The following is a 19060-nucleotide window of genomic DNA, read 5'->3' as shown; positions in this document are numbered from 1 at the left end:
GACCCTGTTGTTCGCCTTCCTCGTGGACGAGCTCGGTGCCGAATGGGCGCTGGGGCTGACCAGTGGCTGGGTGTCGCGGTGCGCCGGCACGGGCTGCTGCTGGTATTCGGGGCGGCCGCGTGGGTTCTGGCCATCGCCGCGGCGGGCTGGTCCGGGAACGGTTGGCTGGTGTGGTGTGCCTGGCGGCGGCGGGCGCGGGCGACATGCTGATCGCCCTGGGCCGCTCGACGATCGCCGGCAGGTCAGCTCCTGCGTTCGGCGTTGACCAGACCCGACTCGTACGCCGCGATGACCGCCTGCGCCCGGTCGCGGACGCGCAGCTTGCCGAAGACGCCAGTGATGTGGTTCTTGACGGTGGAGACGCTGATGTCCAGTTCCGCGGCGATCTCGGTGTTGTCGAGTCCGGAGGCGAGCAGCCGCCAGATCTCCAGCTCGCGCGGGGTGAGTCCGGCGGGGCGGCGGGGGCGGGCCGGGGTTCGCGCGCCGCGGTCCGTACGTAGGTGGAGATCAGCCGGGTCAGGAGCCTCGGGGCGACGGCGGCCTCCCCGGTGCGGTGTGGACGGTGCGGACGGCGGCGATCAGCTCCTCGGGCGAGACGTCCTTGGACAGGAAGCCGTAGGCGCCGGCGCGCAGGGCGGCGACCACGTATTCGTCCATGTCGAAGGTGCTCAACGCCAGGACGCGGCAGCCGGGCCGGACGAGAGCCAGTTCACCGGTGGCGCGGACCCCGTCCATGACCGGCATGCGGATGTCCATGGCCACCACGTCGGGGTGGAGCTCCTGGGCCAGCGTCACCGCCTCGGCTCCGTCGCCGGCCTCGCCGACGACCTCGATGTCCGGGTGGGGCGCCAGGATCAGGCTCAGGCCGCGCCGCACCAGGGGCTGGTCGTCGGCGATCAGTACGCGGATCATCGGTGATGGTCCTCTCCTCGTGTCCCGTCCGGGGCTCCGGCGGCGGCCGGGAGGCGGGCCGCGACGCGGAAGCCGCCGCCCTTGCGTGGGGCGGCTTCCAGGGTGCCGCCATGCAGGGCGACGTGTTCGCGCATCCCGATCAGACCGTACCCGCCGCGACCCGGGTGCCATGCGGTCGAGCGACGCGGCGGCCCGTCGCCGGGGCCGTCGTCGCACACCTCGACGGCGACCTCCTGCGGAAGGTACGTCAGCCGGACCCGGGCGCCGGCGTTCCCGGCGTGCTTGCGGGCGTTGGTCAGGGACTCCTGCACCACCCGGAACACCGTCAGCGCGACGGTGGGCGGGAGCGGGCGGGCGGCGCCGTGCACGGTGAACTCGGTGTCCATGCCGGCCAGCCGGGACTCGGTGACGATCCGGTGGAGGTCGGCGGTCCCGGGCTGCGGGGCGGGCGGCCCCGTTTCCGTCTCCTCGCCGGCCCGCAGGACGTCGAGGAGCTGGCGCATTCCGCCGAGGGCCATCCGGCCGGAGTCCTCCAGGATGACCAGGGCCTCGCGGGCCGCGTCGGGGTCGTGCGCCAAGTTGGCGCGGGCGCCGCCGGCCATCAGCTGCATGGTGGTGATGTGGTGGGCGACGATGTCGTGGAGCTCTCGGGCTATCCGGCGCCGCTCCTGGGCCACCGCCCGGTCGGCCAGTGGCAGCCGGTTGGCGTCCACCTCGCGCTGTCAGCGGTTGATGACGATCGCGGCGCCGACGACCAGGGCGCATGCGACCGCGTTGGCGGCCAGGTTCCGGGTAGTGGGGAGCAGGACGCCGCCCAGGCCCACGGCGACCAGCGGCACGGTGGCCAGGGACGCGACGGCGACCACGGCGGGCCGACAGCGGCGGGCCACGGTGTAGAGGGCGACGGTCAGGGCGAGGCCGAAGTGCGGCGAGGCCGGGGTGATCACGTTCGCCACCAGGCCAAGGGCGAGCACGGCGGTGAGCACCAGGACCGGGTGGCGGCGGCGGAAGAGCAGGGTCAGCGCGGCGAGGACCAGCGGGAGTGCGGTGACGACCGTGAAGGGGGTAGCGTCCGCCTGGGCGCTGAGGGAGAAGCCGGTGAGGTCACTGGCCGCCGCTCCCACCGCAACCAGTGCGTCGTTGCGCGTCCAGTCCAGGCGCTCGACGCGCGTGCCCATCGTTCCCGCTTTCTGCGCGGGCCGCCCCGCCCGGCCGGTCCGGGGGGTGCGCGACCGTGGCGGGGTCGCTGTTCGCGGTCTGTTCCCGCAGTGCGGGCGTTCGTGGCCGGATCACCGCAGCCTTGCTCTCCAGCTCCCCGCCCCCTTTCTGCGCCTCAGGGGAGGGTGACGGAGGGGTAGTCCTCGGTGTACGAGTCGCCGTTGGCGCCGTAGTAGGTGCAGGTGCGGGTAGCAGTGTCGACGTCATACCAGACGATCCCCGCATTCCAGCAGCCGCGGACGAACTCGTGGAACGTCGTCTCACCGGCTTGATCCGCACGCAGCGCTGCGATTACGGCCGCCTCATCGAACTGCGGTGCGAGCGTGAAGCCGGTGACCAGCGGCTCGCCCTGGACCACGATGTCGCCGTGCCGGGTCAGGTACAGGAAGGCGTTGGACGGGACGGCCATGCGGCAATGGGTCACGCCGGCCTGGCGCAGGCTTTCGGCGAGATAGGGAAAGCCGCCGACCTTGGGGCGGGCGGCCGCCCCGCGTTCCATGGCGGCGTGCAGGCGGCTGATCGCATCGCTGGTCATGGTGTCTCCCTGATGGTTTCGGTGAGGAGTGCGTACTCCTTGGAGGTGACCCACTGAATATGACATCATGATGCTGAATTGACAACACGTTGTCGGATGGGAGGTGGAACCAAGGCATGGCGGAGGAACTCGCACTCCTCGTGGCCGACGTCTATGAGGCCGCAGGTGCACTGCGCCGAGCGGGGGAGGCCCTGGCGGGAACAGAGGGTCAGACACAGGCCCGCTGGCAGTTGATGAGCGTGGTCAGCGAGGAACCCCTGCCGGTGGCGCGAGCCGCGCGCCGTCTCGGGGTCGCCCGCCAGGGCGTGCAGCGCATCGCCAACGAGCTCGTCCGCGATGGTCTCGCGCAGTTCCGGGACAACCCGGATCACCGCACCTCACCTTTGCTCGCCCTGACAGGCGCCGGGCAGCGGGTGCTGAACGCCATCACCGCCCGGGCAGCCACCGCACACCAGGCGGTGGGCGAGGGTCTGACGGAGTGCGACCTGGCAGCCGTACGCGCCCTGCTGCGACGGCTGACCCGGCAGACCGACGCCTGGACGGATGCCGCGAGCGTGCACGAGGACGACGCGTGAAAGTGGACGACACCGCATCGGGCAGCCCGTCCTGGTGGACCAGGAACCGGCGGCGGGGCTACGTGACCGCGGTAGCCCTGCCCGATCGGCGGGACGGGTTGTCGCCGCGACACCCTTTCACACCGAGCAGGCCGAACATCACCTCGCCCGCGCCCCGTGCGATGCGTTGCGCCCTGCCGAAGTCAGCGGGGGGACGGTGCACCTCGGCGGCCAGGTGGGAGCTGCGCCGGGCCGTGCGTCGATGGCGACCGTGAGCGCGTCGAGCCGAGGCGCCGCCTCTGCCACCGGGCCACCGGCCGCGGTGCACATCCGTCCGTCCAAGCACCTCCGTTGAGTTGCCGAGGCGATGAACCTCATCACTTCCGCTGCGCTGCCGCTCGTCCGCATGCTCGGCCGTCGGCGTGGTAGCCGCACGGCATGGCAACAACGCGCAAGAGGTACACGGTCGCCGCCACGGGCCAGTGGATCGAGGACGAAGGGCAAGGCCGACGCAGGCTTCCCGCCGGCGAGGTCCACGCATGGGAGCCGGGCCGCAACGAGACGGTGTGCGGCCTTTCCCTCAGCCGCTCCCAGCTGACTCGCTTCTCTCACGTCTCCTGGACGGATGCGATCCCCGAATCCGGAGGCTCGGCTGACCAGGTTCGACGGCTGTGCCGCCGTTGCGCGGTGGTCGCCGGACGCCGTGGGGCGGACTCGCGCCCCCGATGGCAGCGCACCGATCCTCGCCCGTGATCGGGCTCGAACTTCGGTGTGCTGAAGACCGTGAAGGCGGGAAAGGCGCATACCGCGCTGTTAGGTAGAAATCATTCATGACGGGTAGCGAGGGGAGTCCAGTGAGTGACGACAGATGGCAGATTCTCCCAGAACCGGACGATCGCCGGATATTTCTTGCCCCAGGCGTCGGCAAACTCGGCAAATCGCCCGAAGGCGGCCTCTTCGATCGCCGCGGTGTAGACGGGCTTAAGAGCTCGTAACACGATCATGAGTCGCGCTTGTTGAGGCGTCGCCAGCAGATGAGGCTGCAGGCGAGGGAGACGAAGGCGTCGTGCAGTTCCGTGCGGCGTTCCCAGCGGACGGCAAGTCGTTTGAAGTGGTGGAGCAGGGCGAAGGTCTGCTCGACGACATAGCGGAGCTTGCCCATGCCTTTGTTGTTCGGGGATCCCTTGCGGGAGATGACGGGCAGGATCCGGCGTTTGCGCAGTTCATCGCGGTTGGGGTTGGAGTCGTATCCCTTGTCGCCGAGCAGGGCCTCGGGACGTCTACGGGGACGGCCTGGCCGGCCCGCCACGGGAGGGATGCCGTCGACCAGGGCGAGGGTCTGGGTGACGTCGTTGACGTTCGCCGCGGTCGTGATGACCTTCGGCGGGGTACCACGGCCGTCGCAGATCAGGTGGTGTTTGCTGCCCGTCTTCCGCCGGTCGACCGGCGACGGACCGGTGTCGGCGCCCCCTTTTTCGCGCGGATGTGGGAGCCGTCCACGCAGGCCCTGGACCAGTCGAGGCGGCCGGCCGCGTTCAGCTCGGCGAGCAGGATGCGGTGCAGCTGGTCGAAGACCCCGGCTTGCTGCCACCGCTCCAGTCTGCGCCAACAGGTCTGCCCTGATCCGAATCCGAGCTCGGGAGGCAGGAGTTGCCAGGCGATGTCGTTACAGAGCACGTACAGGATGCCTTGCAGACACAGACGGTCAGCTACCGGCCGCGGCCCTGGTGACCTCTCCAGCCAGGACGGCAGCAGCCGCTCGATCAATGCCCACAAGTCGTCGTCCACGATCCACGGCCGAGTACTCACACACTCACGAACGGCCGAATCGTCACACCGGTCACGGCCGACCAGCCCATCTCATCAAGATCCTGTTACGAGCTCTAAGAATCTTCGCGATCTTGTCCCAGTCCTGGCGGGCGGCATAGCGAAAGGAGTTCCGCCGCAGGTGAACCACGCAGGTCTGGACGATCGTCCTGGGCCAGACGGTCTCGACCGCGTCGGGCAGGCCCTTGAGGCCGTCACAAACCAGCATGAGGGCGTCGTTCACGCCGCGGTTCTTGATCTCGGTGAGGATCTGCTTCCAGTGCTTGGCACCCTCGCTGCCGTCGCCGGCCCAGAGCCCGAGGATGTCGCGGCGGCCCTCCGTAGGGACGGCCAAGGCCACGTAGATGGGCCGGTTCGCCACCGCGCCGTCGCGGATCTTCACGTGGATCGCATCGATGAAGACCACCGGATCGAGGGGCCGGTTCTGCCATTCGGCCATCCCGTCCATGACCTTGTCGGTGATCGTGGTCCTCAACTGCTGCAGCAGCCCGCCCTCGCCGGTCAGCTGTAGGTCCTGGGCCTGAGCCCGGCCCACCCAACTCGTCGATCAGCTGGTCATCCACCGCCTTCGCCGGCTGCGGCTCAGACGCCTGGGCGGATTCGGCCTCGGTCACGTTGTCACGGGTCATCGATGCATCTTCCTTGGTCAGCAGTTACACGGAACGATTTACAGTCCCGACCGTTGCAGTACTGGTAGTGCCTTGTTAGCTGGTCTTGTGACGGCTTGTGATCGGTAGTTCGCTGGTTGTATGAGGGCTGGGGAACTTGCTGCGGTGCGGGTCCGGTTGGGAGGAGTTCGTCTCGGAGGTGTTCGCGCCGTTAGTGCGGCGGGATTACCGGTTGCGGCGAGTTCGTCGAGCATGTCCAGGGCGAGCTGCCACTTCGGCCGGTGGTGTTCGGTCTCGGGGATCGGCAGGCCCGTCGGCGGGCCTCGGCGTCGGACCCGTCCCAGGCGGCGGGCAGGAACAAACGCCAGGCCAGCGGGCATGAGGCGGTGTCGGAGGCGGCGTGGACGCTGACACCGATCTGGCAGTTGCCGACCTTCCCCAGTCCCGGAATACTGCCGGGTCACCCCCGCGGACGCCTTGCCGTCCTTGGGGAAGCCGGTGTCGTCCACCACCCACAGCTGCGGCCGCACCGCCCGCACGGCCCGCCACGCCAGCCGGGCCCGCACCTCCCGAACGGGCCAGGTCGAGGACGTCATGAACTGCTGCAACTGCTGATGGTCGATCCCGAGGCGCTCGGCCATCGGCTGCATCGACTTCCGCCGGCCGTCCAGCAACAAGCCCCGCAGATACAGGCCGCCCTTGACCCGCTGATCCCGCCGCACCAACGGCGCGAACACCTCCGAGACGAACTCCTCCAACCGGACCCGACACGCTGTAAGTTCCCCAGCCCTCATACAACCAGCGAACTACCGAACACCGACCGTGACAAGACCAGCTGACAAAGCACTACTAGGCCGTCGGCCCCCGGTCGGGCTGTGCGCGAACGAGAGTGAGCTTCGGAGGCATGCGGGATACCGGACATAGGGATGACAGCAAACAGCGAGTCACCACTGGAGCGTGTGACCGGTGAGAAAGACGTCACTCCGGAGGAGGAGCGCAGCGGTCGGACGCCATAAGGCGGGCACGGTCGGAGTTCCGGACACACGGGCGGGGGGATGAAGGGAACGCAGGGTGAGGAGGCGCAGGCACCGGGCCAATCGGAAGACGCCTGACCCGATGTCGCAGTCAGGAAGGCGGGCGCCGGTGTGGGGAGGTGAAGCGCGCCCCCATGGCGCCCGTCGCCGGTGTGGGCGTCCGGCCACGGCGGGCACAGCAGCGGCGGCGCCGACGGTGGGGGGCCGGGCCGGGCCGCGGATGAGAACGCCGGCGTGGGGGTAGGCGCAGCGCACGGACCTACGTCGAAACCGGTAGGAGGAGGAAACGATGGCGAACCCACAGCAACCGGAGATGCGGCGCAGCGGCAAGGGCGGTTCGACGCCCGAGAACGCTGGATCACTCAAGGCATCGCAAGTGCCGAAGAAGGGAACCAAGGGTGCCCGCCCGCATGGCACGGACAAGGGAGCCAAGGGTGGCGGCGCGGGTGGCGCCGTACCGCCTGAGCAGCAGCCCGACCACCCGTAGTACGTCACGCGTACACCTAAGGGCGCCGCTGGACGACGCCATGGTGCGCTCATGTTGATGCCCGAACGCTCCGATCCCGTCCCGCTCATGCTGCGGGGCGGGATCTTGGTTGGTGGTCGGCGCCGGGCACGCGCTCCACACCTGCGATGTGGCCTTCCGCACGCCGAGCGCCGGGACCGAACCGCGTGGTTACCGCCGCCTCGGTCAGTCGCTGTTTGCCGGCCGTCGGCGCAGGACAGGCGACGTAGGCTCCACGCGTTCGACGGGTTCCGCGAGGTTTGCGTGAGTGAGGACTTTCTGTTTTCTGTCCGACCTCGATGATGTCGTCCCGCCCCTATGCGGCTCGGATGTCCGTCCCTGGCTGTTGCACAGGAGTGAGTGCGACCGTGGCCCGGACAACGACCGTAGGTGGGCGCGGTACAGCCGCCGCGCGAATCGACAAGAAGGTGATCGATCAGGCGGTCCGGAGCCCGAGGAACACCATGCGAGTGGGGCCGGTGCGGCGCACCCCCTGACGAGGCACGGCGGAGTCGGACGGGTGGCCAGTCCCAGGGCGTGATCAGCCAGGCGCAGGAGCTGATCTTCTTGGTCCGACGCCGGTTGGCGGTGCGCGAACGGTAGCGTCTCCCACGGCAGAGCGGCGACGGGGGAGTGCGGCGAACGTCCGTCCAGGACACGTTCAGCCGCCGCCTCGATCACTGTCTTCTCCTCGCCCGCCCGGTCCCTCCAGGGCGCGAGGGCGACCCGAAGACGGTCGGCGACCTCCCGGTGTGACGCCAGTCCGGCCAGGTGCTCCAACTCGTGCGATTCGCTGATCTGGAAGAACACCTCGCCCGGGCGGTCCGCCTCGGAGCCGCCCCCGACCAGGGGCAGTAGCGACCGGCCCTGCATGGACGCGGGCACACTCAGACCCGCCGCCTCGATCAGGGTGGGTGCCAGGTCCACGGTGCTCACCGGCCGGTGCACCCGCCCACCGCCCGTGAAACCGGGCCCGATCATGGCCAGGGGCACTCGCACGGACGCGTCGTGCGCCGACCGTTTGTACTCCTGGTTGCGGGGTCCGGAAATGTGAGCCGTGGTCGGCAGTCCAGGCCAACACCGTGCGATCCTCGGTACCCAGGCCGCGAAGCGCGTCCCGCAAGCGCCCCACCCCCTCGTCTACGCGTTTGATCTGCCCGAGGTAGCCCCCTGGTACCGGTGTGCCCCACCGTTCGGAGCGGCGGGGGACAGAGCCGCGAGGTCGGGTGGCAGCCATCGTCCCTCATACCGTTCCCGGTATCCGGCGGGGGCCGGTCGTCGGTGCCATTCCGGTGATGTTGCTCCAGGAGTGACACGAACAAGAGGAATCGGTGGTCGCAGTGATCGGCGACGAACCGGACCGCAGCGTCCATCAGCGCGTCGGACCGGTAACCGATCAGCCGCACGGGTTGCCCTGACTCGTCCCACAGCACCGTCCGGTAGGCATCCGACGTGAATTCGAGCAGATCGCTCGCCAACCACCGCCGGTATCCACCCCGCCGGCCGGGTGGTACCGGTCCTGCCTCGGCGGCATCCACCCCACCGAGGTGCCACTTGCCGATGTACCCCGTGACATATCCGGCTTCCTTGAACACCGATGCCAGCGTGGACACACCGGCCGGCAGGGCGATCCCGTTGCGGAACACCCCCGTCATGGTGGGCCAACACCCGGTTTGCAGAGCCGCCCGAGCCGGGGCGCACACCGGTTGGGGCGTGAACGCCAATGAGAAATGGGTCCCGGCACGGGCGATCCCGTCGAACTCGGGCGTCACGTCCGCCGGATTGCCGTGGACCCTTGTGGTGTCCCAGCGCTGCTGATCGGTCAGGATGACAATGACACTGGGCGGCCACGCCACGTGGTTCCCCTCTCCTCGGCACCGGCACTTCCTCCGGACCGTCACTTGGCGGGGTCATGCCCACGTTTGTGCGCCGGCACGCCGGGCGCGAGCGCGGGGGTCACCAGCCGGTACAGGCCGACAGCCCCTCCCACCGGCGCGGCACGTACCCGCCCGGTTGTCCGGCGCTCGTACGGGTGAACAGCACGCCGGCTGCGCGCGTGCCGGAATACGGGCTGCTCGCGCTGGTCCACGATGGTGCCTCGTACCTACCGGTCGGAACCAAGCCGTGGCCACCGCCGACCGCCGGCCTCGCCTCGGGCAGGCTGCCGAGGTTCGCTGAAGGAGCCGCCGTGCGCGATGTGGAAGCTGCGAGTGCTGATCCGCGCACCACTGTCGTCCTGATCACCCACAACCGCCGGGAACAACTGCTGCACTCACTTGACCGGCTGGCCGCGCTTCCCGAGGCACCACCGGTGATCGTCGTCGACAACGCCTCGACCGACGGCACCCTGCGGGCAGTGGCCGAGCGCCATCCGCAGGCGACTGTCCTCACGCCCGGCCGCAACCTCGCCGCGGCTGGCCGCAACCTGGGCGTACGCCGGGCCCGGACCCGGTACGTGGCCTTCAGCGACGACGACTCCTGGTGGGCGCCGGGCTCACTGCGCCGGGCGGCGGACCTCCTGGACCGGCACGACCGGCTCGGACTGCTCGCGGCCAGCGTCCTTGTCGGCCCGGAGGGCGAGCCGGACCCGCTGAACGGCAGGCTCGCCGCATCCCCCCTCGGACTCGCCGCCGACCTCCCGGGGCCACAAGTGCTCGGGTTCTTGGCCTGTGCCGCCGTGGCACGGCGGGACGCCTATCTCGAAGCGGGCGGATACCATCCGATCCTCTTTGTGGGTGGCGAGGAGACGCTGCTGGCCTACGACTTGGCCTCGCGAGGATGGGGAGTGTGCCACTGCCCCGACGTCATCGCCGTCCACTGCCCGACCGGTGGGGTCCGGGCGGGGCGGCCCGCCGTGCAGCGCCGCAATGCCGCCCTGACGGCTTGGCTGCGCCGTCCGCTGCCCGTCGCGCTCCGCCATACGCGCAAGCTTGCCGTGGAGGCCCGGCGGAATCCCGAGGCCCGCACCGCGTTGCGCGAACTGTTCAAGCGGCTCCCGGCAGCCCTGCGGGAACGTCGCCCGCTCCCTGCGGCCGTCGAAGCCGCCGCCCGCCGCCTTGAGGCGGAAGCGGCACAACTCTGAGCTGGGCGCCGGGCGCTCACGGCATGCCCTCCCGCGGGCGCGGCCACTTCTCTCTCGTGGCCGCACGGTGCGCTCAGCCGAGGGGTAGTCCCGCCGCAGCATCGACCGAGTGAGCCCGTGGCTCAGATCAATCACCCGCGCATACGCCTCCATGCCCACGCCTCACCCCCTCTGGCAAGGAAGCGACCGCCGGCTTCCCCCTGCCCTGCGAGGATTCCCCGACGGTCACACGCGTCGACGGACCGCGCCGAAGACCGGACGGGTACGGCGATATGCGCCCGTTCGCGGCCGGCATCTACTTCCTCCTGCACCCCGGCGAGGTTTCACGCTGGCACCGGGTGCGTGCCGACGAGTTGTGGCTGTGGCACTGCGGCGGACCGCTGACGATCCGGCTCGGCGGGAGCGGGAACGCGTCGGCGGAAACGACCGCATCGGTCCTCGGACCCGATGTCCGGCTCGGGGAGCGACCGCAGGTCCTTGTGCCGGCCGGCGTCTGGCAGACCGCCGAGCCGGCCTGCGACGAGCCTGTCCTGATGTCGTGCGTCGTCGCTCCGGGCTTCGACTTCGAGGATTTCGAGATGCTCTGAGCACGGGCCCCGGCCGGGCGGCCCCCGCCCCGCTACCGCGAGCGGCGACGCAGCCGGCTCCCCGTCGCCTCCCGGTGGTTCGCCATGGGGACGGCATGGACGTTAGGCAGGGGCGTCTTCGACGACGGCAAGTACGTCAGCCTCGGCAAGCTCAAGGGCAACAAGGGCGACCAGAACTACGAGATCCCGGCCGAGGTGAACCTCGCCGACTACACCAGCGTCACCATCTGGTGCGACCGCTTCAACGTGTCCTTCGGAGCGGCGGCTCTCCAGGCAGTGTGACCCTCGCCGGGCCGTGGCCGTGGTCACCCTTGTGCCCGTGCAACCCTGGGCGTCGGGTTCAAGGACGCGTGAATGATCATGTGTATCGGTATCGGGGAAGATGTGGCGGACCGGGAGATACCGGGGAGTCATCTGGCGGTTACGCCGGGATTCTGCGCGACGCGTGTGCCACGGGATGCCGGTTCACCTGTGCCGAGCTGGAGGCCCGTCGGGCCGACGGCGAGCGGGCGGCGGAAGCGGGATGGCCGCTGCGGGCGCTGATCCGGGACCACTTGGCCGCTGCCCGGTGGGTGGAGTCGGCACCGGCTTCCACAGCCTGACCGGCGCCGACCCGGCCGACCCGGTCAACCGCTACACCCTGCAGACTGCGGTGATCGGCACCCGCCTGCTCGACTGGCCCGACACCGAGGCGTAAGCCCGCGCGTCAGCGCGTGCGGTTCCTGCGGGCCGCCCAATGCGCCCGATGCAGCGCAGACGGCGGGCCACTTCGCCGAGGCTGATCAAAACGGCGGCGCTTGCCGCACACGCCACCAGCGGGGCAGGTGCGTCGCGGAGCTTCCCTCCGCCCCACAAGACAACGGTGAGCGCCCCCCACCACAGGGCAAGGGAGGCGGCTTCTGTTCGTCGGCTGCGGTTCATGCAAGGGTTTCGTTCTCCCCTCCCCGAGAGGGGAGGGACTGGCCGGTTCTTATGCCAGGGCGAAGTAGCGCAGCCACAGGTAGAGGGCGGAGATGGCGATGGTGACGGTGGTGACGACGAGTCCGTATTTGGTGAACTGCCAGAAGGTGATGGGGTGGCGGTTGCGTTCGGCGATGCCGAGGACGACGACGTTGGCGGAGGCACCGATGGCGGTGGCGTTGCCGCCGAGGTCGGCACCGAGGGCGAGGGCCCACCACATGACGTGGTCGGGGTCGCCGCCCATGTCGGTGACGAGCTTGCTGGCGATGGGGGCCATGGTCGCGACGTAGGGGATGTTATCGACGATCGCCGACAGCACGGCGGAGCCGCCCAGCAGCAGCATGGAGCCGCCCAGTTCCGCTCCGCCGATGACCTCTGCGAGGGAGCTTGCGAGTTCGCCGATGACGCCCATCTCGATGAGGGCGCCCACCATGACGAACAGGCCCGCGAAGAACGCCAGGGTGGGCCACTCGACCTCCCCGAGCACCTCGCCGGTCTCGACTTTGGAGATCGCGATCAGCAGGCCGGCGCCGAGGAGGGCGACGACGCTGGGCGCGTAGTGCAGGACGGGGTGCAGGACGAATCCGGCGACGACCAGCGCGAGGACGCTCAGGCCCTGGATCAGCAGGCGGGGCTCCTTGATGGCCTCGCGTTCGCGCAGCTCCATGATTTCGGCGGCGCGCTTCTCGTCGTACACGAAGTGCTTGGCGAACATCACCCGGCACAGCAAAACCAGGACGACGGTCAGGACCGCGGCGAGCGGGGCGAGGTGGACGAGGAAGTCGTTGAAGGTCAGGCCGGCCCGACTGGCGATGATGATGTTGGGCGGATCGCCGACGAGGGTGGCGGTGCCGCCGATGTTTGAGGCGAACACCTCGGCGAGCAGGAACGGCACCGGTGACAGCTTCATGCGGTCGCAGACCAGGAGCGTCACCGGGGCGACGAGCAGCACGGTGGTGACGTTGTCCAGCAGGGCCGAGGCCACGGCTGTGATGACGATCAGCATGGCCATCACCCGGAACGGTCTGGCCTTGGCCTTCTTCACCGACCAGATCGCCAGGAACTCGAAGAGGCCGGTCCGCTTGAGGACTCCGACGATCATCATCATGCCGAGCAGCAGGAAGATGACGTTCCAGTCGATGCCCGTCTTGTCCGAGTAGAAGGCCGAGAGGTCGTCGGTGGCGCCGAGGGCCAGCATCAGCGCCGCGCCCCCCAGCGCGGCGGCAACACGGTGGACCCACTCGGTGATGATCAGCAAGTAGACGCCCGCGAAAACCGCGACCGCCGCCCAGCTCTGCCAGCCGCTCACGCCTGCCCTCCCACATCGAGGAGATGGCGCATCAAAGAAGCGCCCGAGACCACCCCGAGAAGTCGGCGTCCTTCGTTGTCGCGGTCGATGACGGCCACCAGCGGTACGTGGGTACGGGCCATGAGCGCCGCGATCTGCAGGATTCCTGCCTCGGGGCCGACGAACGCCGGCTTGAAGGAACGCCCCGGGATCCACTGGGCGACGGTCTTGCCAACCAGCTCGTCGGCGAGGGCGTCAGCGTGCCGGTCGTCGATGACCGCGGCCAGCAGCGGGTCCTCCATGACGTATTCGGGCACCAGCTGGCGTACCAGCTGGGAGCCGGGGACGACCGCGTACGGGGTCCCGTCCGCGTCCAGGACCAGCAGGGCGGGCAGGTTCTGCTCGGCCACCAGACGGACCGCGTCCACGGCGGCGTCGTTGGTCATCACGTGCGGGTAGGGCTCGGCTAGGTCACGGGCGATCATGGGGCTTCTCCTGGTCGAGTCCACGGTTCGAGGTGGGAGTGTCATCGGTCGACTGCGGGGTGGGAGCGCCGTGGTCGTCGTCGCCGGGGATACCGGCGAGGTCTTCCACGTCGAAGAGGCGGGCGATCGGCACGTCGGTGCTGGAGTGGGCGATGATCGAGAAGGCGATGCAGACGGCGATCAGCGTGTACGCCTCCTCACCCTCGGGGATGCTGGCCTGGAGAACGAGCAGGCCGTAGACGACGGACGCGAAGCCCTTCGGACCAAACCAGGCGGCTACCAGCTTCTCCCGCCGCCCGATCCGCGCCCCCAGCAGCGACACCCACAGCGAAGCCGGGCGGATCAGGACGATCGCCAGCACCACGGCCACGTACCCGCCCACCGACAGATCACCGAGCAGGGCCGGGGTCAGCAGCGCGCCGAAGACCAGAAGCGCGGCGAACTTCGCCAGCTCCGCGAGCATCTCGCCGAGCGGCTCGAAGACCGACTTCGCGTCGGGCGAGACGGAGGCCAGGACGGCGCCGGCGGAGAACGCGGCAAGGTAGGGGTTGGCGTGGGTGAGGTGGCACAGCCCGTACAGAATGACCCCAGTCGCCAGCGGCAGCGACGGCTGCAGCTTCGGCTCCGCCCCCAGCAGCCGCAGCCGAACCAGACCCGCCACCACCAGCGGCAGCACCACCCCGAAGACCAGACCGAGACCGAGTTCCAGAGCGATCTCCCCGACGGAGGCATCCGCCTGACCGGAGGTGGGGCCGGCCGCGGCGATGAGAAGCAGGACGACGGGTAGCGCGAGCCCGTCGTTGATGCCGCTCTCCACGTTCAACAACTGCCTGAGTTTGGCCGGCACTTCCTTGCGGCCCACGATCGCCGACGCGAACACCGGATCGGTCGGCGCGAGCACCGCGCCGACGAGGAACGACGTCGTCCAGTCCAGCCCGACCAGGTAGTGGGTGATCAGCGCCATCCCGGCCATGGCCAGCGGCATGCCCAGCCCCAACGCGCGGGCCGGGTTCTTCCAGTTCTCCCGCAGCTTGGGAAACGAAACGTGCATCCCGTCGGTGAACAACACCGCGAACAGGGCCAGATCAGCGGTCACCGAGACGATCTCACTGTCGGCCGTGATGTGGATCAGCCCGAGGAACCCGTCACTGACCAGCGCTCCGCCCAGCAGGAACAGCAGAGAGGTGGACAACACGGTCCTGGCCGCGAGGCCGGACAGCAGCACCGCGACCAGCAGCGCCACACCGAAAACAGCGACGAGCACCATGACGTCAGACCCCGATCCGCGAAGAGAGCTCTCCCTATCGCCGACCAGGCTTCCCGGCACACCACGGCGGACTTTACACGTCCCATACGCCGTGTTGACGGCTCCCTCACAGCAGTTGAGCGAACCGAACCTTGCCGGACTCCAGCATGAACATGCCACCGAAACGCCGCCTATCGTGGGCGTTCGATCCAGGAAGGTCCGATGAACGGCAACCCCACCTACCACGCGATTGCCCTCGCGGTCGGCACGCTGCTCGTGCTGCCCATCCCCGTGGGGGTCCTCGCCGGCTGGACGCCACGCCGCTTCCGGGGACGGTGGTCGGCTGCCCGCCTCCACGCCCGGGCAGTCCTCTGCCTCTACACCCTCATGCCGATCAACGCCGTCCCCCGAATGCTGGACGCGTCCGCGGACACCGTGACGGCCTGCACCTTGCTCGGGTTCGTCTCCCTCGCGGCTTCTGCCGTCTTCTTCATCCGCGCCGAACGCGCCGTAGGCCGTACCCCCACCCGAGTGAGCTGACCAGTGGACAAGCGAGTCAGGGCCTGGACGCGCCGCAATCTCACGGAGTCCCGTCTGGCCGTAGGCCTGGTAGTGGTGGGCGCGCCCACCGCCTTGGCAGGCGCCGCTCTATTCGTCCTTCCCGGCCCCGGCTCCCCCCTGGTGGTCATCGGTCTTTCCCTCCTCATCACCGGTCTGGCCATGCTGGGTTCCACCGCCCGACGCCATTAGCGGACCGCTGGTGGACAGCATGGCCGCACCGGTCCCCGGTCTTAGGCGTAACGCAGTCGTGTGGTCTGGCCGGTGTGCCCAGGTCCAAGCCGTTGACCCCCATCAGCACGGGCCGTCCGGGGCCAGTTCCGATGCCGAGGCGGCCGCAGCTGCCCTGCCGCCCATACGGCCTCGACCACCGGTGCGGACGGCGAAACCCCAAGGAGGAAATCGCCGTGCCGTCGGCACGCCCCACCCCGCAAGCATCGAGCTCGCCTCTTTGAGGACGTACGGTCTGCGTGCGACGGCACCTGGCCGGACACACGACCGGTAGATCGCGCCCCGACACCATGTTGCTGCGGAGCCCGGTACCCTCCCCGCCACGCCGTCCGGCCAGGGGACACGCGGTTCAAAGTGCAGAGGCCGACCGCGACCGAGAGCAGGATGGGAAACCGGCCGAGCAGTGGACCACAGTTCATTGCCACTCGAGTCAGTCCTGCGCCTCAGCGAGAGCGCTGCACTGTCTGCCGGGCGCAGCAGAGAGGTATCGATGGATCTGAACCTGGTCTACCAGGCCACCGCCCTTGTGGCGGCCACCCTCCTCATCCTTCCCTTCCCCGTGGCCATTCTCGCCGGCTGGGCCCCGCCGGGCCTGCCCGTCCGCTCCGCCGCCATCCCGTACGCCTGGGCCATGTTCTGCTTGTACGCCGCCGCGCCCCTCAACACTCTTCCCCGCTTGCTGCACGCGCCCGCCGCTGTCTTGACCGGATGCACGGCGGCAGGGGCCGCTTTCGGTGCGGCAACCATCGTCTGCCTTATCCGAGCCGCTCAACTCGCCCGACGTCCGGCGCCCCCAGAATGCCTAGCCCGCGGTTCGCAGCGCCGCTGAGGAGCACCCGGCACGTGAGGTGCGACGCCCCGCATGGTCTGTCACCACAGGAAGACTTCGGACTCTGTCACGAGCCGTAGCTTCAGCGCCGCCGCGGTCTGCGGTATGCGAAGGGCAGGCTGGCAGGACGAATCCCGGAGTCAGGAGCCACTCGGGACGCTGGTTGGGCCACAACCGACACCGCCTCTGCCAGTCCAGGCGACGGCGTCGTGTGCGCGCGTTGGCGGCCGGCCGGGTTGCCGGTTCTGCGCTAAAGCCCCGTGAAGATTGCCGAAGGTAGGCAATGTGCGGCAACCGCCCGCTCCGGCACGATGCCGTTGTCCGGCGCGAACGCGTGCCAAGCAGGGAGGTGCTCATGGGCTTATTTCTGGGTCTCGGCATCGGGGGAATCGCCCTGCTGGCCTGTTCGCTGGTGTTCGACGGGGTGCTGGAGGGGATCTTCGACGGCGCCCTGGACGGACTGTTCGACGGATGGCTGTCGCTGCCGGTGGTCGCGGGCTTCACTTCGATGCTCGGTTTCACAGGGGCGATCGTGCTCGGGGCCACAGGCTTCGGGCCGGGAGCGGCAGCCGCCGCGGGAGCCGTGGCCGGTGCGGGGGCCGGCTGGCTGACGTACCGGTTCAGCCGCGCCCTCGCCCGCGCCGGCAGCGGGGCCGCCCCGCGCGCCGCCGAACTCCTCGGCTCCGCCGGGATCGTGCTCACCGCCATCCCGGCGGGCGGCTACGGCGAGGTCCTGCTGCGCCATGGTGGCCAACCGGCCAAGTACGCGGCAACCGCCGAGAGGCCACTGGCCCGGGGCGCGGAGATCTGGGTGACGGCGACGCCGTCGTCCTCCTCGGTCAGCGTCCGCGCCGTCGAGCACTGACCAGCTGTTTCACTCTCTCATCCACCACCGATCTGTCCCCTCGACCGAGAGCGGGCAGGGGGGATCAACCATGAGTTCAGTCGTCATCGCGGTCGTGGGAGTGCTCGTACTCCTCGTCCTGCTCGCCCTGGTCGTCGTCACCCGCTACAAGGTCGCAGGCCCCAGCGAGGCATTCATCATCACCGGCCGCCGGGGAAAGAAGTCCACCGACCCCGACACCGGGCAGATATCCACCGACAACAGCGGCCAAAAGGTCGTCGTCGGCGGCGGCGTCTTCGTCGTCCCGTTCGTGCAGCAGCGCTACTCCCTCGACCTCTCCAGCCGCCACATCCCGATCGCCGTCCGGGGCGCCGTCACGCTACGCGGAATCAAGGCCAACCTCGAAGGCGTCGCGATCGTCAAGGTCGGCGGCAACGAAGACGCCATCCGCGCCGCCGCCCAGCGCTTCCTCCAGCAGCAGGACGGCATCGTCGGATTCACCCAGGAAGTGCTCTCCGGAGCCCTGCGCGCGATCGTGGGCCGCATGTCGGTCGAGGACATCATCCGCGACCGCGCCGCGTTCGCCGGACAGGTCGCCGAGGAGGCCGAGGCCAGCCTGTCCGGCCAAGGCCTGGTGCTGGACGCCTTCCAGATCCAGGACATCACCACCGAAGGCTCCTACCTCGAAGACCTCGGCCGGCCCGAAGCCGCACGCGCCAAGCAGGAAGCCGACATCGCCGAGGCCAACTCCCGCCAAGCCGCCGAACAGGCCCGCCTCAAGGCGGAGGAGGAGATCGCCGTCGCCCAGCGCACCCTGTACCTGCGCCAGGCGGAGATCAAGGCGGAGACCGACGCGGCCACCGCCCAGGCCAACGCCGCCGGCCCGCTGGCGGATGCCGACCGGCAGCAGCAGATCCTCACCGAGCAAGAGAAGGTCGCCGAACGCCAAGCGGCCCTGACCGACCGCCAGCTCGACACCCAGGTCCGCAAGCCCGCCGACGCCCGCCGCTACCAAGCCGAACAGGAAGCCGAAGCCCTTCGCGTCGCCCGCGTCAAGCAGGCCGAAGCCGAGCGCCTGGCGGCCATCGCCGCCGCCCAGGCCGAGGCCGAGCGCGCCCGGCTGACCGGTGAGGGTGAGAAGCAGCGCCGCTCCGCGCTTGCCGAGGCCGAGGCCATCGAGGGCGCCAAGCGAGGCGAGGCCGAACTCGCCCGCCGCGCCGCCATCGCCGACGCCGTACGCCTGGAGGGCACCGCCGAAGCCTCCGCCATCTTGGCCAAGGGATCAGCCGAGGCCGAGGCCATGCAGAAGAAAGCCGAAGCCTTCGAAAGCTACGGCGACGCCGCGAAGATCCAGATGCTGGTCGAGGTCCTCCCGCAGGTCGTCGCCAAGGCCGCCGAACCACTTTCCGCCATCGACAAGATGACCGTCATCTCCACCGACGGCGCGAGCAAACTCTCCCGCACGGTCACCGACAACGTCGCCCAGGGCATGGAACTCCTCTCCTCCACCACCGGCGTCGACCTCGCCGGGCTCCTGGGCAACCTCACCACCGCCAAACCCGAGACGAGCACGCCCAACGGCAAGATCGAAATCGCCGGATAGCTATCCACGAGCTGTCGGGGCGCCCGCCCTGGGGAGCGGGCCTTCAAGCCGTGAGCAGGGCAAGACTCAGACGTGAAACGGGGAAGAGCAAGTGGACCACGACCGTGAGCCGGTGTTCAGACGAAGCCAATGGGGCACCCAGAGGTACTACTAC

The 19060-nt window shown here is 69.5% G+C and carries 17 protein-coding genes and 8 pseudogenes; 11 read left to right on the top strand and 14 right to left on the bottom strand.

Annotated elements, in window-relative coordinates; all coding sequences use genetic code 11:
- Positions 1–7: 7 nt before the first annotated feature.
- A pseudogene (locus OG861_RS00500) lies at positions 8–251 on the top strand (MFS transporter); the annotation flags it as partial.
- On the opposite strand, the pseudogene OG861_RS00495 reads toward OG861_RS00500, so the two are convergent.
- The 4 genes and pseudogenes from OG861_RS00495 to OG861_RS00480 form a co-directional block, all read right to left on the bottom strand.
- Positions 243–912 (bottom strand): annotated as a pseudogene (locus tag OG861_RS00495) (response regulator). The pseudogenes OG861_RS00500 and OG861_RS00495 overlap by 9 nt on opposite strands.
- Positions 909–1625 (bottom strand): sensor histidine kinase, encoded by a 717-nt coding sequence (locus tag OG861_RS00490; RefSeq protein ID WP_329201675.1) that lies wholly within the window; start codon positions 1623–1625, stop codon positions 909–911. The pseudogene OG861_RS00495 and the gene OG861_RS00490 overlap by 4 nt, the downstream one beginning before the upstream one ends.
- Positions 1626–1634: 9 nt before the next feature.
- On the bottom strand, positions 1635–2090 hold the full coding sequence (locus OG861_RS00485) for a DUF7134 domain-containing protein (RefSeq protein WP_329201677.1): 456 nt from the start codon (positions 2088–2090) through the stop codon (positions 1635–1637).
- A 155-nt stretch (positions 2091–2245) separates the two neighbouring features.
- A complete protein-coding gene (locus tag OG861_RS00480; protein ID WP_329201679.1) occupies positions 2246–2665 on the bottom strand; it encodes a DUF1398 family protein in 420 nt (139 codons plus the stop codon).
- A 116-nt stretch (positions 2666–2781) separates the two neighbouring features.
- Between OG861_RS00480 and OG861_RS00475 the strand changes: the two genes are divergently transcribed.
- Together OG861_RS00475 and OG861_RS00470 are read left to right on the top strand one after the other, a co-directional pair.
- On the top strand, positions 2782–3240 hold the full coding sequence (locus OG861_RS00475; protein ID WP_329201680.1) for a MarR family winged helix-turn-helix transcriptional regulator: 459 nt from the start codon (positions 2782–2784) through the stop codon (positions 3238–3240).
- Positions 3241–3657: 417 nt separating this feature from the next.
- Entirely contained in the window at positions 3658–3972 is a 315-nt protein-coding gene (locus OG861_RS00470) for a hypothetical protein (RefSeq protein ID WP_329201682.1), read from the top strand.
- Between the two features lie 122 nt (positions 3973–4094).
- Here OG861_RS00470 and OG861_RS00465 read toward each other — a convergent pair.
- The 4 genes and pseudogenes from OG861_RS00465 to OG861_RS00450 all read right to left on the bottom strand — a co-directional run.
- Positions 4095–4217: pseudogene (locus tag OG861_RS00465) on the bottom strand (IS256 family transposase); the annotation flags it as partial.
- 2 nt (positions 4218–4219) lie between these two features.
- A protein-coding gene (locus OG861_RS00460) for an IS5 family transposase (RefSeq protein WP_329201686.1) occupies positions 4220–5028 on the bottom strand; the annotation gives its coding sequence in 2 pieces (ribosomal slippage) (positions 4220–4708 and positions 4711–5028; 807 coding nt in all).
- A gap of 73 nt (positions 5029–5101) precedes the next feature.
- Positions 5102–5509 (bottom strand): annotated as a pseudogene (locus OG861_RS00455) (IS256 family transposase); the annotation flags it as partial.
- Between the two features lie 351 nt (positions 5510–5860).
- Positions 5861–6448 (bottom strand): annotated as a pseudogene (locus tag OG861_RS00450) (IS701 family transposase); the annotation flags it as partial.
- A 529-nt stretch (positions 6449–6977) separates the two neighbouring features.
- Here OG861_RS00450 and OG861_RS00445 point away from each other — a divergent pair.
- Positions 6978–7175, top strand: a complete 198-nt coding sequence (locus OG861_RS00445; RefSeq protein ID WP_329201690.1) for a hypothetical protein — start codon at positions 6978–6980, stop codon at positions 7173–7175.
- A gap of 204 nt (positions 7176–7379) precedes the next feature.
- Here OG861_RS00445 and OG861_RS00440 read toward each other — a convergent pair whose 3' ends face one another.
- The 3 genes and pseudogenes from OG861_RS00440 to OG861_RS00430 all read right to left on the bottom strand — a co-directional run.
- Complete coding sequence (locus tag OG861_RS00440; RefSeq protein WP_329201692.1) at positions 7380–8174, bottom strand: sulfatase/phosphatase domain-containing protein; 795 nt, start codon at positions 8172–8174, stop codon at positions 7380–7382.
- A gap of 73 nt (positions 8175–8247) precedes the next feature.
- Positions 8248–8430 (bottom strand): annotated as a pseudogene (locus OG861_RS00435) (sulfatase-like hydrolase/transferase); the annotation flags it as partial.
- A gap of 76 nt (positions 8431–8506) precedes the next feature.
- Positions 8507–9049: pseudogene (locus OG861_RS00430) on the bottom strand (sulfatase-like hydrolase/transferase); the annotation flags it as partial.
- 341 nt (positions 9050–9390) lie between these two features.
- Here OG861_RS00430 and OG861_RS00425 point away from each other — a divergent pair.
- The 4 genes and pseudogenes from OG861_RS00425 to OG861_RS00405 all read left to right on the top strand — a co-directional run bounded on the left by OG861_RS00425 (position 9391) and on the right by OG861_RS00405 (position 11559).
- A complete protein-coding gene (locus OG861_RS00425) occupies positions 9391–10275 on the top strand; it encodes a glycosyltransferase family 2 protein (protein ID WP_330261944.1) in 885 nt (294 codons plus the stop codon).
- Between the two features lie 272 nt (positions 10276–10547).
- The gene (locus OG861_RS00420; RefSeq protein WP_329201698.1) at positions 10548–10862 is read left to right on the top strand and encodes a cupin domain-containing protein; all 315 of its coding nucleotides are present in this window, start codon (positions 10548–10550) and stop codon (positions 10860–10862) included.
- 105 nt (positions 10863–10967) lie between these two features.
- Positions 10968–11144, top strand: a pseudogene (locus OG861_RS00415) (DM13 domain-containing protein); the annotation flags it as partial.
- 286 nt (positions 11145–11430) lie between these two features.
- On the top strand, positions 11431–11559 hold the full coding sequence (locus OG861_RS00405; RefSeq protein ID WP_329201801.1) for a hypothetical protein: 129 nt from the start codon (positions 11431–11433) through the stop codon (positions 11557–11559).
- A 273-nt stretch (positions 11560–11832) separates the two neighbouring features.
- On the opposite strand, the gene OG861_RS00400 is transcribed toward OG861_RS00405, so the two are convergent.
- Genes OG861_RS00400 through OG861_RS00390 form a run of 3 tightly spaced genes read right to left on the bottom strand, consistent with a single transcriptional unit; the run spans position 11833 to position 14862 of the window.
- Complete coding sequence (locus tag OG861_RS00400) at positions 11833–13131, bottom strand: ArsB/NhaD family transporter (protein WP_329201802.1); 1299 nt, start codon at positions 13129–13131, stop codon at positions 11833–11835.
- On the bottom strand, positions 13128–13595 hold the full coding sequence (locus OG861_RS00395) for a CBS domain-containing protein (protein ID WP_329201804.1): 468 nt from the start codon (positions 13593–13595) through the stop codon (positions 13128–13130). The genes OG861_RS00400 and OG861_RS00395 overlap by 4 nt, the downstream gene beginning before the upstream one ends.
- Complete coding sequence (locus tag OG861_RS00390; protein WP_330260951.1) at positions 13582–14862, bottom strand: cation:proton antiporter; 1281 nt, start codon at positions 14860–14862, stop codon at positions 13582–13584. The genes OG861_RS00395 and OG861_RS00390 overlap by 14 nt, the downstream gene beginning before the upstream one ends.
- A 201-nt stretch (positions 14863–15063) precedes the next feature.
- Between OG861_RS00390 and OG861_RS00385 the strand changes: the two genes are divergently transcribed.
- The 3 genes from OG861_RS00385 to OG861_RS00375 all read left to right on the top strand — a co-directional run bounded on the left by OG861_RS00385 (position 15064) and on the right by OG861_RS00375 (position 18906).
- Positions 15064–15381 carry a hypothetical protein gene (locus OG861_RS00385; protein WP_329201806.1) on the top strand — a complete coding sequence of 106 codons (318 nt, stop codon included), beginning with the start codon at positions 15064–15066 and terminating at the stop codon, positions 15379–15381.
- Between the two features lie 1433 nt (positions 15382–16814).
- Complete coding sequence (locus tag OG861_RS00380) at positions 16815–17324, top strand: hypothetical protein (protein ID WP_329201807.1); 510 nt, start codon at positions 16815–16817, stop codon at positions 17322–17324.
- 70 nt (positions 17325–17394) lie between these two features.
- Positions 17395–18906, top strand: coding sequence for a flotillin family protein (locus tag OG861_RS00375; RefSeq protein ID WP_329201809.1), 1512 nt, complete (start codon positions 17395–17397; stop codon positions 18904–18906).
- Positions 18907–19060: the final 154 nt, after the last annotated feature.

The organism is Streptomyces sp. NBC_00539 (assembly GCF_036346105.1).
In the GTDB taxonomy this organism is placed as follows: Bacteria; Actinomycetota; Actinomycetes; order Streptomycetales; family Streptomycetaceae; genus Streptomyces.
The sequence above is the reverse complement of the archived record's forward strand: the minus strand, read 5'-3'. Positions and strand labels throughout refer to the sequence as shown.

Bases quoted from the DNA above. Each gene is read 5' to 3' on its own strand.
- OG861_RS00445 (WP_329201690.1), top strand. From the start codon at position 6,978: ATGGCGAACCCACAGCAACCGGAGATGCGGCGCAGCGGCAAGGGCGGT.
- OG861_RS00395 (WP_329201804.1), bottom strand. From the start codon at position 13,595: ATGATCGCCCGTGACCTAGCCGAGCCCTACCCGCACGTGATGACCAAC.
- OG861_RS00385 (WP_329201806.1), top strand. From the start codon at position 15,064: ATGAACGGCAACCCCACCTACCACGCGATTGCCCTCGCGGTCGGCACG.
- OG861_RS00440 (WP_329201692.1), bottom strand. From the start codon at position 8,174: ATGATCGGGCCCGGTTTCACGGGCGGTGGGCGGGTGCACCGGCCGGTG.
- OG861_RS00420 (WP_329201698.1), top strand. From the start codon at position 10,548: ATGCGCCCGTTCGCGGCCGGCATCTACTTCCTCCTGCACCCCGGCGAG.
- OG861_RS00485 (WP_329201677.1), bottom strand. From the start codon at position 2,090: ATGGGCACGCGCGTCGAGCGCCTGGACTGGACGCGCAACGACGCACTG.
- OG861_RS00380 (WP_329201807.1), top strand. From the start codon at position 16,815: ATGGGCTTATTTCTGGGTCTCGGCATCGGGGGAATCGCCCTGCTGGCC.
- OG861_RS00390 (WP_330260951.1), bottom strand. From the start codon at position 14,862: ATGGTGCTCGTCGCTGTTTTCGGTGTGGCGCTGCTGGTCGCGGTGCTG.
- OG861_RS00480 (WP_329201679.1), bottom strand. From the start codon at position 2,665: ATGACCAGCGATGCGATCAGCCGCCTGCACGCCGCCATGGAACGCGGG.
- OG861_RS00375 (WP_329201809.1), top strand. From the start codon at position 17,395: ATGAGTTCAGTCGTCATCGCGGTCGTGGGAGTGCTCGTACTCCTCGTC.
- OG861_RS00470 (WP_329201682.1), top strand. From the start codon at position 3,658: ATGGCAACAACGCGCAAGAGGTACACGGTCGCCGCCACGGGCCAGTGG.
- OG861_RS00475 (WP_329201680.1), top strand. From the start codon at position 2,782: ATGGCGGAGGAACTCGCACTCCTCGTGGCCGACGTCTATGAGGCCGCA.